Origin of the sequence: uncultured Anaerococcus sp. (assembly GCF_963510575.1) — a bacterium.
GTDB lineage: Bacteria > Bacillota > Clostridia > Tissierellales > Peptoniphilaceae > Anaerococcus.
On record NZ_CAUPFR010000001.1, the window covers coordinates 18425 to 30486 of the forward strand.

General features: G+C 35.5%; 13 protein-coding genes. 6 read left to right on the forward strand and 7 right to left on the reverse strand.

Annotation, left to right across the window (positions count from 1 at the left end; translation table 11 throughout):
- Positions 1-4: 4 nt before the first annotated feature.
- Complete coding sequence (locus tag RQ907_RS00100; RefSeq protein WP_311491370.1) at positions 5-1114, reverse strand: HAMP domain-containing sensor histidine kinase; 1110 nt, start codon at positions 1112-1114, stop codon at positions 5-7.
- A complete protein-coding gene (locus tag RQ907_RS00105) occupies positions 1095-1775 on the reverse strand; it encodes a response regulator transcription factor (protein ID WP_311491371.1) in 681 nt (226 codons plus the stop codon). The genes RQ907_RS00100 and RQ907_RS00105 overlap by 20 nt, the downstream gene beginning before the upstream one ends.
- A 221-nt stretch (positions 1776-1996) precedes the next feature.
- Between RQ907_RS00105 and RQ907_RS00110 the strand changes: the two genes are divergently transcribed.
- The 4 genes from RQ907_RS00110 (at position 1997) to RQ907_RS00125 (ending at position 4828) form a co-directional block, all read left to right on the forward strand.
- Positions 1997-2623 (forward strand): PepSY domain-containing protein, encoded by a 627-nt coding sequence (locus RQ907_RS00110; RefSeq protein ID WP_311491372.1) that lies wholly within the window; start codon positions 1997-1999, stop codon positions 2621-2623.
- A gap of 153 nt (positions 2624-2776) precedes the next feature.
- Positions 2777-3391: a PepSY domain-containing protein gene (locus tag RQ907_RS00115; RefSeq protein ID WP_311491373.1), complete on the forward strand. Its 615-nt coding sequence runs from the start codon at positions 2777-2779 to the stop codon at positions 3389-3391.
- A 123-nt stretch (positions 3392-3514) separates the two neighbouring features.
- Entirely contained in the window at positions 3515-4090 is a 576-nt protein-coding gene (locus tag RQ907_RS00120; protein ID WP_311491374.1) for a PepSY domain-containing protein, read from the forward strand.
- Between the two features lie 150 nt (positions 4091-4240).
- A complete protein-coding gene (locus RQ907_RS00125) occupies positions 4241-4828 on the forward strand; it encodes a PepSY domain-containing protein (protein WP_311491375.1) in 588 nt (195 codons plus the stop codon).
- A gap of 265 nt (positions 4829-5093) precedes the next feature.
- Here the strand turns inward: RQ907_RS00125 and RQ907_RS00130 are convergent, their stop codons facing one another.
- The 3 genes from RQ907_RS00130 to RQ907_RS00140 all read right to left on the reverse strand — a co-directional run bounded on the left by RQ907_RS00130 (position 5094) and on the right by RQ907_RS00140 (position 9025).
- A complete protein-coding gene (locus RQ907_RS00130; RefSeq protein WP_311491376.1) occupies positions 5094-5507 on the reverse strand; it encodes a hypothetical protein in 414 nt (137 codons plus the stop codon).
- A gap of 325 nt (positions 5508-5832) precedes the next feature.
- A complete protein-coding gene (locus RQ907_RS00135; RefSeq protein ID WP_311491377.1) occupies positions 5833-7086 on the reverse strand; it encodes an FprA family A-type flavoprotein in 1254 nt (417 codons plus the stop codon).
- Between the two features lie 13 nt (positions 7087-7099).
- Positions 7100-9025 carry an acyl-CoA dehydrogenase family protein gene (locus RQ907_RS00140; RefSeq protein WP_311491378.1) on the reverse strand — a complete coding sequence of 642 codons (1926 nt, stop codon included), beginning with the start codon at positions 9023-9025 and terminating at the stop codon, positions 7100-7102.
- Between the two features lie 406 nt (positions 9026-9431).
- On the opposite strand from RQ907_RS00140, the gene RQ907_RS00145 reads away from it, so the two are divergent.
- Together RQ907_RS00145 and RQ907_RS00150 are read left to right on the forward strand one after the other, a co-directional pair.
- Positions 9432-10109 carry a hypothetical protein gene (locus RQ907_RS00145; protein WP_311491379.1) on the forward strand — a complete coding sequence of 226 codons (678 nt, stop codon included), beginning with the start codon at positions 9432-9434 and terminating at the stop codon, positions 10107-10109.
- A gap of 178 nt (positions 10110-10287) precedes the next feature.
- Positions 10288-10461, forward strand: a complete 174-nt coding sequence (locus RQ907_RS00150) for a hypothetical protein (protein WP_311491380.1) — start codon at positions 10288-10290, stop codon at positions 10459-10461.
- Positions 10462-10573: 112 nt separating this feature from the next.
- Here the strand turns inward: RQ907_RS00150 and RQ907_RS00155 are convergent, their stop codons facing one another.
- Both RQ907_RS00155 and RQ907_RS00160 read right to left on the reverse strand, forming a co-directional pair.
- On the reverse strand, positions 10574-11434 hold the full coding sequence (locus RQ907_RS00155; RefSeq protein WP_311491381.1) for an ROK family protein: 861 nt from the start codon (positions 11432-11434) through the stop codon (positions 10574-10576).
- A gap of 76 nt (positions 11435-11510) precedes the next feature.
- Positions 11511-11996, reverse strand: a complete 486-nt coding sequence (locus tag RQ907_RS00160; RefSeq protein ID WP_311491382.1) for a GNAT family N-acetyltransferase — start codon at positions 11994-11996, stop codon at positions 11511-11513.
- Positions 11997-12062 lie beyond the last annotated feature (66 nt).

Below are 12062 nucleotides of genomic sequence, written 5' to 3' on the forward strand. Positions count from 1 at the left end.
ATTCTCATAAAGCTTTGGGAATATTTATTGTAAATATCGAACCTTGGGGGTTATTATCTGTAATTTCGATTTTTGCACCAAGCATATCTGCAATTGTTTTTGACAAGGAAAGTCCTATTCCAAAGCCTTCCTGGCCCCTAGATGGGTCAATCTGATAAAAAAGCTCAAAAATCCTGTCCTTATCTGCTGGCGAAATACCAAGCCCTGTGTCAGCTATTATTATTTTTACTGATTTAGCATCCTCTTTGGCAGAAATTTCCACCTTGCCTTTGGGATTGTTATACTTAATCGCATTATCAACTATATTAAATACCAACCTCTGAAGGAGGCTATCGTCAGTTACTAGGCTAATATTTGTATCACTTGTAATTATTTCAACATCCTTGGAATCGGCCTTATCTTCTAGGTCTAGGATGATTTCATCTAGCAAAACGTCCAGGTTTACATCCACAAGTTTGAGATTGGCCTTTTTCCTTAAGGATAAAATTGCATCCACAAGCCCATTTAACTTATTTACATTATTATCAAGCACCCTTAAAAGTTTTAGGGCATCTTCGTCATTCGCCTTTTGCCTATAGACATCAAGCTGACTTTTCATAACAGCTATAGGTGTCCTTAGTTCGTGGGCAACATTTGAAGAAAAATCCTTCTGCCTCTTGTAATCAGCGTAAATTTTTTTAAGCATCTTATCAAAAGTGTGGGAAAGTTCAACAATTTCGCTAGAAGTATTATCAAGGATAATTAAGTTTTCAAAACTTTCTGGCTTGTCAATATCAACATCGCCTAATTTTTTCTGAAGTTTTTTTAGGGGAGATAGGATTTTCTTTATAATAAAAGCAAAGGAAAGCGAACCCAAAATAATCACCACAGACATTACAAAAATCAAATAGATAGTAAAGTCGCTTGATGACTGAACCTTGGTTGTATCAACAAAGAGGACCATGGACCTGTCCATATTCTCCATATTTGCGTTTATATCCTCGATTACCCCATCAATTACCATAGCCTGCTTGCGATTGATTAGGTACATAGTGGCTAAGACCATGATTATAAAAATCACCACAACAGCCAAAATCAGCTTGAAAACTACGGAATCATATATTTTCTGTTTCATGAATCCTGTATCCCTTGCCAATTACGTTTTCGATTAGGTTTTTGCCGCAGGCAGCCCTTAGCTTTTTCCTGAGGGATGACATATGAACCCTAACCGTATTTGAAAATCCATCTGCATTTGAATCCCAAACGTGTTCGATAAGCTCTTCTGCCGAAATAAAACGCTCAGAATTTAAAAACAAATATTCCAAAATTCCTGTTTCCTTGATTGTAAGAGGGATAATTTTCCCATCAAAAGATGCCTCTCTCTTGATTGTGTCAAAACATAGGCCGGAAATATTTATCTCTGTTGCTTGGTGGATTTTTTTACCCCTCAAATGTGAACGCATCCTGGCATCAAGTTCCCTAAGAGCAAAGGGCTTAACCATATAGTCGCTCGCCCCCAGATCAAGACCTTTGACCCTGTCTTCTATGTCGGACCTGGCTGTTAGCATGATTATTGCCACTTCCTTGTTATCTTTTCTAATGGACCTTAAAACCTCAAATCCATCCTTGCCCGGCAAATTCACATCCAAAATTATAAGGTCGTAAGATTCTACAAAAGCCATGTCAATTGCATCGTCACCGTTACTCGCCTTATCTGTCACATAACCTAAAAGGGTGAGCCCCTCAGCTATGGAATCAAGTAAGTCTAATTCATCTTCTACTATTAATACCTTCATATTTACCTTCCTTGAAAGTAGTTTATTTCATTTTGATTATATCACAAATCAATTAAATTATTGTTAAGATTTCTTGCTCCATGTTAAATTTTTGATTCTTAAGATTTTTTCTAATAATGCAACGCCCTAGATTTTAAGCGTAATTTTAGTTGTGATGGGTATAAGTATTGTAAGATTGAAACTAAAAATATATAAGAGAAAATTTGCATGGAGGTAAATTTATGAAAAATAAAAAATTAATCCTGCTATTAGCAACAACCCTAGTTTTAGGTGCATGTGGTAAAGAAACAGCAACCCCAAAAGATAAGGCCCAAGAAGAAAAACCAGCCGTAGAAGAAAAGGCAAAAGACGGCGTAAAAGAAGTAGCAAATGACGATAAAAAGCCTGATGACGATAAAAACTTAAGAGAATTTAAGAGAAATCCGATACCAAAAGTAGATAAATCTATGGAAGATGCCATAAAAATTTTCCACGACCACTTCAAAGATGAAGCAATCAATATCAAATCCATCAAGCTCGACTTCTTTAACGAAGCCCTAGACTATGTAATCGAAGGCTTTAAAGAGGGCAATGAATACGAATTAAGAATTGCAGCCGATAACGGTGCAATCGTTGATGAGAAAACCGAAAAAGATGACGATAAAGACGAAGAAGCTCTAGACCTAAGCAAAATAATAAAGGCAGAAGATGCAATGAAAAAGGCCTTAGAAGGTCAAAAAGAAGACGCTTGGGTAGTTGAATATGAACTAGAAATAGACGATGGTAAGGCTATCTATGACATAGACATAGAAAACGACCAAGACATAAAAATAGATGCTGTAACAGGTGAAATCATCGAAAGAGACTAAAACAAATAGGCCCTTATGGGTCTATTTTTGTTGTTAACTTACAATTCTTAAAACTTTTGTAAGAAACACTAAACTTTCTTAAGCTATGATATAATATATATAAGAAAACAGGAATTCCTTTTTTAATCTAATATTATATAAGAGGAGTAAAATATGAAAATCAAAAATTTAAGCCTAATTCTTTTAGCAAGCCTTCTTTTAGGAGCTTGTGGAAATAAAACACCAAATCCAGCCAAAGAAACAAAGCAAGAAGAAATTCAAGTAGACGAAACAAAAACTGGCGTAAAAGAAGTAAAAAATAATGACAAAAAGCCAAATAAAGAAGAAAAAGAAAAAGTGCCAGAAGTTGCCATGAATATGGAAGATGCAATTAAAATCTTCCACGAACACAACTTTGGAGATGCATCAGCTGATTCTTTTAATTTCGATAAACTTAAGGTGGAAATCCTAGATAAGGATATAATCTACAGCATTGAAGGCTTTAAGGATGGCAAAGCATACCAGCTTAAGATAAACAACAATGGCAAAATTTTAGAAGAAAAAATCGAAGATGATGACGATAAGAAAAAACTTGCCATAGACTTAAAAAAGATAATTTCTGGTGTGGACGCCTGGGAAAAATCCCTAGAAGGTCAAGCTAAAGATGTTAAAGTCAAAGAATATGAATTGAAAATTGAAGACGGCAAGGTAGTCTACGAAGTAGAACTAGATAATGGCAAGGACGTAAAAATTGACGCCACAACTGGCGAAATAATCAAAAGAGACTAAAACATTAAAATAGGCCCGGTTGGGTCTATTTTTTCGCTAAAGTCAAAGCAAACCAACAAAAATTGATAAGGCAAAGCTATTTAGTATAATTTCAATAAGAAAGAGATTCTAATGGAGATATAGATGATTAAAAAAGTGTTAATAGCTTTCTTAGCCATTGTTTCCCTGCTAACGGGATGTAATAGTACAAATAAGGAAAATACTGAAACAGGGATAAGACAAGTCGAAAATAAAGATACGAAAATTTCTAAAATAAAAAAAGAATCCGTCCCAGATTTTGCAAAAAGCTTAGACGACGCCTTGAAAATCTTCCACAACCACAATTTTGGTGAGGCAAACATGGATTCAATAAATATAGATAAAATCAAAATGGAATTTACCAATGAGCTCTTCATCCTAAAAATAGAGGGCTTTAAAAATGGGAAAATATACATGCTAACAATCGATGATAATGCCCAAATAATTGACGAAAAAATTGAAGATGATAAGGACAATAAGACACTCGCTCTAGACTTTAAAAATATTATTCCTGGCACTTTAGCCATGGAAAATTCTCTGAATGGACAAGCTAAAGGAGCTTGGGTCAAAGGCTATGAGTTGAAAATCGAAGACGGCAAGGCAATCTATGATATAGATATAGCCGAAGGCAGAGATATAAAAATAGATGCTGTCACAGGTGAAATCATCGAAAGAGACTAAAACAAATAGGCCCTTATGGGTCTATTTGTTTGCCAGCTTTACAAAATTTCACTTTTATTGATAAGTTTTGGCATTAAACTCTAAAATTTGTAAAATTTTCTCTCTTTGGTATAGTCATACATGTAAATAAATTAAAAAGAGGAAGTAAGTATGAATAAAAAATTATTAGCCTTACTATTAGCAGGAACCTTTGTTTTTGCTGGATGTAATCAAAATAAAACAGAAAACAAAGAAGAAACAAAGCAAGAAGAACAAGCAGAAAAACCTGCTGAAGAAGGAAAAGAAGAAGCTAAGGACGAAAGCAAAAAAGAAGCAGTTAATTTCACCCTTCCAGACAACAAGGTTAGCCTAAAGGCAGCAAGCTATAAGTTTGAAGCCCATGTAGGAGGCGCACCATATAAGCTAACCGAAGTAAGCTACGAAATTGAAGATAAGGGAGAAGCTTATTACGAATTTGAAGGCGAAAAAGATGGCAAAGAATACAGCCTAAAGGTAAATGCCAACACAGCAGAAGCAAGCGAAGCTGAAAAGGAAAAGATGGATGACAAAGAACATCCTGTTGATCTTGGAAAGTCCATCCCACCAGAAGAAGCTATGAACATAGGCCTAAAATCAAACGGTGGTGGCACTGTAAAAGAATGGAAACTTTACAATGACGGCGAGGGCGAAAAATACGAAATCGAACTAGAAGACGGCAAGGAAATCAAAGTCAACGCTATAAACAAAAAAGTAATGTAAGACAAAGCTCGGGGATTCAAATTTCTCGGGCTTTTTAGACCCATATTTGATAAAATATAAGATTACTATTCATAAGCCTTTAATAATTGGATTTCTTATTTCTTTTATTTTGAATATTCATATGATATTCTACCAATCTAAAAATCTATAATTCCAAAATATTCCAATATAAAAACGACCTCAATATAAAAATTAGAGGTCATTTTGTACTTATCTATTAAATTTTAAGGAACCTTTTGTCAGTTTTTAATAGTCGTGTATTTTTCTACTCAAAACTATTTTCATAAATATCAAAAAATTCCGATACAAATTTCGCTTGGTCTTTTTCTTCTTTTGTGCCTGTTTCTACTTGCCAACCGTAGGTTTTGTAGTTTTGGTAAGAGTTTTCGCTTAAATCTTCTAACTTAAATTCCTTTTGGATTAGTTTTATGCCGTCGGAGTATTTTTCTGTTAGGGCTTGGTAGGCTTTGTTTGGGTCTTTGAATACTGCCATTCCGTTTTTATCTGCCCCTATTTCAAACCTCTGATCTATTTTCAAATACTTTTCTACATCAACATTCCCCTGAATATTGCCTGTTCCTGCCTTGTATTCCTGGGTGGCTGGATTTTTTACTTTGCCCTGGGATGAGCAGGCTGTTAGTATCAATATTAGGGCTAAGATTATAATTATTTTTTTCATAATCCCCCCCTCATTTTTGTTAATTAAATAATAACATGAAATAAAAAAAATACAATTACAAATTTTGTAAGTATTTGAAAGCTCCTTTTAAATTTAGGATATTTTCTATAATGTAAATCATCCTCCTTATGTATGATAAAAGCTAACTTTTTATTAATTGGCTAGTCTTTAACTTAGCTTTTCAAAAATATTATGAAAGTAGTGAGGTATTTGAAATAGGAAAATTTTCATTCTTACTACTTTGAGTGTTAATACAGCAGTCGGTGGCTAAAATTTTTAGATAATATGCAAAAAGGCGAGGTTTCCCCCGCCTTTAGTTTTTTATTTATTTTTTGCCTTTGTTTTGAGAAGCTGTTTTTTCTTTTTCTTCTCTTCTCTTCTTCATTGAGTCGAAGATACCGTCTACCATTGCATCCATGTCTGGTTCTTTTGCTTTCTTTAGTGAAGATACCATGTCTAGGCCTTCTGGTAGGACGTCCATTAGTCTCATTTCTTCGTCTAGGAATTTTTCCATTTTTTCTGCTGCTTGTGGAGCCCATGTTCCGTTACCGATGATTGATACTGCTCTGTTTTGTAGGTTTAGAGCCTTCATATCTTCTAGGTAGTTTAGCATTACTGGATAGATGCCTAGGTTGTAGGTTACTGATGCTAGGACGATGTTTGAGTATTTGAAGCTTTCTGCGATTAGGGTTGATACGTGTGTGCTTGATACGTCTCTTAGGGAGATGTTGGTCATGCCTCTTTCGCATAGTTTGCTTGCTAATGCTTGGGCTGCAAATTCAGTATTGCCGTACATTGATGCATATACGATTAGGACACCTTCTTCTTCTGGTTCATAGGTTGCCCAATGTACGTATTTGTCAATGATATAGCCGAAGTTGTCTCTCCATACAAGTCCGTGTAGTGGGCAGATGTATTTAAGGTCTAGGCCACCTGCTTTTGCTAGGGCTTTTTGTACGAATGTGCCATATTTGCCTACGATGTTTGTGTAATATCTACGTCCTTCGTCTAGGTAGTCTCTATCCCAGTTTACTTCGTCTGCGAATAATCTACCGTTGTTTGCGATAAATGATCCGAAGGCGTCTGCTGAGAATAGGACTTTGTCGTATGAGTCGTATGACATTAATACTTCTGGCCAGTGTACCATTGGTGCTTCTACGAAGGTGAATTCGTGTTTACCAAAGCTTACTGTATCGCCTTCTTTTACTTCGATGTATCTGTCATCTACGTGATAACCAAATTGTCTCATGAACATAACTCCTTTTTCAGAAGAAATTATCTTTAGGTTTGGATATCTTTGTAGCATCAATTCTATTGATGAGCAGTGGTCTGGTTCCATGTGGTGAACGATTAAGTAGTCTAGGTCTCTTCCGTTTAGGACTCTTGCTACGTTTACCATGTATTCTCTTGTGATTGCCCAGTCTACTGCATCAATTAGGACTGTTTTTTCGTCCATTAATAGATATGAGTTGTAAGATACGCCTTCTGGAATTGGGAATATATTTTCGAATAAGGCTAATCTTCTATCATCTCCACCAACATAATATAAGTCATCTGTTACTTTTCTAACTGTATACATTATTTCCTCCTACTTACTTTCTATCTGCTGGGAATTCCATTTTAATGAATTCTTCTTTGGCTTCGCCAGAAACAGGTGATACCCAGCTGTCAGGAAGTTTGTCAAATGGAGTACCTGGCTCGATTCCTTGAGTTGGATCTCCTACTTGAGGGTCATATTCATAGCCTGAACCTAAGTCTACATAAATGTCTTCTTTTGGAGCCATTTTTCTTGGTTTGCTTCTCTTGATTTTTGGTTGGGCTGGTGCTGGTTTCTTTTCTTGTCCATTATCAAGTTCTTTGATTAATAGTGGAAGGATTTCCATAGCATCGCCTACTATACCGTAGTCACAATTGTTAAAGATGTGTGCATTTTTGCTGTTGTTGATTGCAACGATTGTTGATGCGTCTTTCATTCCCTTTAAGTGTTGACCAGCTCCTGATACACCTACGCCGATGTAGAGGTTGCCTTTAAAGCTTTGTCCAGACATACCGATGTACCTATCAAGTGGAACGTATTTTAAGGTTTCTGCAACTGGTCTAGATGATGAAATAGCAGCTCCTGCTTGGTGAGCAAGTTCTTCTATTAATTTCATGTTTTTCTTTTCACCTATACCACGACCTGCTACAACAACTCTTGGTGCTTCTGCAATTGGTGTCATTGGGTCGATACCTACTGTAAAGTCATAGCCATCTTTCTTTAGAGCTGCTACTAGGTTTTTAACTGCTTCTTTTGGGTCTCCTTCAAAGATTTCACCTTTACGAACACCTGCGATTGGAGCAGCAGCTCCCTTTGATTTTGCTCTTGTCATCTTTGGAGCACGACCTACAGTGTGGGCACCAACTACTACTCTCATGATTTCGTTAGTACCTTCGTAGATTTGGGTAATCTTGGCATCTCTGAAGAATCTTTCTACGTCAACACCCTTGATGAAGCCTGAACCACCGTAAAGTTGAACAGCTTCAGTTGTAATCTTCATTGCTAAATCTGATGCAACTTGTTTAGCCATAGCTGCTTCTGCAGAATATCTTTCGTGATTTTCTTTAAGTTCTGCTGCAGAATAGATCATAAGTCTTGCGCCACGTAAGTATGTTGCCATATCAGCAAGTTTAAATGTATTTCTTTGTAAGTGAGCTATTGGCATACCAAATTGTTCACGTTCTTTTGCATAAGCAAGAGCGGATTCATATGCACCTTGACCAATACCTAGGGCTTGAGAAGCTATACCAATCCTACCACCGTCTAGGGTAGCCATAGCTATAGCGAAACCTTGGCCTTCTTTACCAAGTAGGTTTTCTTTTGGAACCTTTACATTATCAAAATGTAATTCAGCTGTAGAAGATGATCTGATACCTAATTTGTCATAGTGATCAGAGAAAGTAAATCCTTCAAATTCTTTTTCTACGATGAAAGCTGAAATACCGTGGGTACCTATACCTGGTGTTGTAACTGCGAATACTACATAAGTATCAGCTTTAGGAGCGTTTGTGATAAATATTTTTTTACCATTTAATATATAATGATCGCCGTTAAGAACTGCTGTTGTTTCTGTACCACCAGCATCTGAACCAGCGTTTTCTTCTGTTAGACCAAAAGCGCCTATTTTTTCGCCCTTAGCTAAAGGAACAAGATATTTTTGTTTTTGTTCTTCTGTACCAAAAGCAAAAATTGGCCAGCTACCTAGAGATGTATGAGCTGAGCAAATAACACCTACACCACCATCTACTCTAGATAGTTCTTCTACTGTTATTGCGTAAGAAATTACATCAAGACCTGCTCCACCATATTCCTTTGGATATGGGATACCCATAAGTCCAAGTTCGCCCATTTCCTTAACTATATCATCAGGAAATTCGTTTTTTTGGTCAAGCTCAAAGGCTATAGGTTTTACCTTCTCTTCTGCGAAAGCTCTGACTTTTTTTCTGAGCTCTTCGTGTTGTTCTGTTGTCTTAAAAAGCATATAATCCTCCTTACATTATTATCCTTATAATAATATTGTAGCCTCAAGAAAACGTTTTGTCAAGAATATTTTTCTTTACAAATATCTTATAAATTTGTTTGCTAAAACTCCTTCTTCTTGCAAAATAACTAAAAGTTAATTGTCATAATTCTACATAACCAAAAAAAGTTAGCAATTATCTAACAAACTTATTTCTTATCCGGCTTACAAAACATTTTCCTACTCTTATATATAACCAATTTCCACTATTTTAAAACAAAAACAAAAAAATATCGGGTTAATATTTAAGTATTTTTTAAAATACTGGCTTTAGAAACTAGCTTGCTTTTGCTCTAACTTATAAAGCTTAAAAAATTTTTAAGTTATTAATTATAGCTTTGGGGTATAATTATAGTAGAGGTGTAATATGAAAAATAAATTATTTAAACCAATACTTTTATCATTATTGGCCCTAAGCCTTGTAGGTTGCGATACAAATGAACATGCAATGGCTGATAAGGATTCCAATGAAAACCAGATTGTAGAGGCTAAAGATGAAGATATGAACACAGAAAATAAACCAGCAGAAGATAAGATAAAAGACTCTAAAGCAGAAAATACAGAAGAAGATAAAAAAGAAGATGTAGAAGAAGATAAAGAAGAAGATAAAGAAGATATCAAAAAGGAAGAAAAAAACCAAGCTCCATCCACAAAAAAAGACGATAAAGAAAAAAATCTCCACAAGGAAGACGGCAAGTATGTAACAACCCTAGTTTCCAAATTTAAGGGAGAACCTAGCGACTATATCACATCAACAGCCTACGCCTACAAGATAGAAGACGATAGGTTTATAGTATCTGGATCCTTTGACTATTTCAAAAACCCAGATGACTATGAAAATGCCACAGCAATCAAAAATGAAACTGAACAAAGATTTGTAATTACCGATAAAACTGAATTTGAAGCCGTAGGTGGCATGGCCCCTGCCAAAAAATTTAGCCGTGAAGACTTCTTAAAATACCTAGAAGAGTGCAAGGATTCTGGTCTTGCCCTAATAATCTTCGTAGAAAATGGAGTTGCAAAAACTGTATCAATCTCATCTTAGAAAAAAACTAGAACCTCCAAAGGCGAATTTTTCCGCTTTTTGGAGGTTTTTTTATTTTATTAAAAAATTATCATATTATCTTGATAAAGTAATAAAAGTGTGGTAGAATATACGTATCAATAAGTTACCTGAATAATTTACAAAACGAACCTGTATTTTGTATAGAAAGGAATCCATTATGTTCAACTATAAAGAAAACGATTTTACTTCATTTAAGATGTTTTTTACCCAAGTCGGAGCAGGTCTCGGAGCTTTTTCAAGCTTGGTTTTAAAAGAAAATATAATTTTAGTATTCCTTGCTTGCCTAGGATTTGGTTATCTGCTTGGTCTTTTCCTAGATAAGAAATACTAAGATTCGATATAATGAGCAAGGCCTTCCTCCCTTTTAGTCGATAAGACGCTTTATTAAATTCTTTTAACTGTTCTTGCACATTATAAAGGCCCCTTTACGGGGCCATGTTTTTTTATAAAATTTCTTGGGCTAGGATTAAAAGTCCATAGGTGGCTGACTTGCCATCATATTTTGGTCTTACTATATAAGATTCTAAATCCTTTATTTCTATATATCCATTCATCAATTCTTTGAATTTTTCCCTAACTTTTTCGATTAAGCCCTCAACTTGCATAACTCCTCCACCAAAAACTATGACAGCTGGGCTAAACATTAGGCTAGTATTGTAGGCTGCTTGGGCTAGGTAACTTGCTTCTATATCCCAAAATTCGTCATTTGGATCTAGACTTTCAGCTGATCTTTTAAATCTTTTGCCAATGTTAGGGCCAGATGCAAGTCCTTCTAGGCAATCGCTGTGGCAGGCACAACCACCTTGATAAGTATCTCTTGGGTCTTTTTTTATAATCATGTGTCCCATTTCCGGATGACTTATACCTCCTGCAAAATTTCCATTTTGGACTACACCCCCACCAACACCTGTTCCAACAGTATAGTAGGCTAGGCTTGCCTTTCCTTCTCCTCGACCAATTTTATATTCACCGTAGGCTGAGGCATTGACATCTGTTGTCACAAAAATCGGAACAGGGAAATCTTCTTCCAAGCATTTTACAATATTAAAATCTTTCCATCCTTCTTTTGGAGTATTTAAAATCTTGCCATAATCATTGCAATCAGGGTTTATTTCAATAGGACCAAAAGAACCAACGGCAATAGATTCTATCTCTGCCTTATATTTTGCAAAAAATTTTTTTATTTCAGCGAAGGTTTCTTCTGGCCTTCTTGTTTCAATCCTTATTTCGTCCAAAACCTCTAAATCACGATTACCTACAGCACAAATCATCTTAGTTCCACCAGCTTCTAATATTCCAAACATAAGCTCTCCTTGTAAACTTTTCATTTTTAATATTTCTACCCGAAATCCTTATTTTTAGTCAAGAAAATCCAAATGTTTATCCTCTTATTGATAAAACCCAGTGATTTTCTTCCTTGGTCTTAGGCTTAAAACCAACTTTTTTGTGGAAGGCCAAGGATGTTTTATTAGAAAGACTAACCTCTACCCTTATTTCCTTGCCTTTTTCTAAGGATTTCACTACTTGCCTTACAAGCCTTTCTCCGTAACCCATCCTCCTGTAAATAGTATTTGTTTCAAGGGCCTCAAGGAGGTAAAATTTCCCCTCATCATAAATCCTAAGACCAGCAAGATACTTTTCTCCATCGATTAAAATTGCCAGACGATTTTTGCCTTCTTTTAGGAATTCATTTTTGATATAGGCCTTGTAGGACTCCCTTACTTTTTGATATAAAATATTTTTATCGGTTTTTTCACCAGGATTCGATTCTACCATGGATAGATTTTCCCGATTAGATTCCTCATATAAATCCATTAACTTATCTAAATTTATGCCTTCTATTTTATTGGTTATGACTGCTTCCACCTTATATGCTCCTATATGAAATAATCTATATTTTCATTACTTACTAAACTAGGATTTTAATAAGCA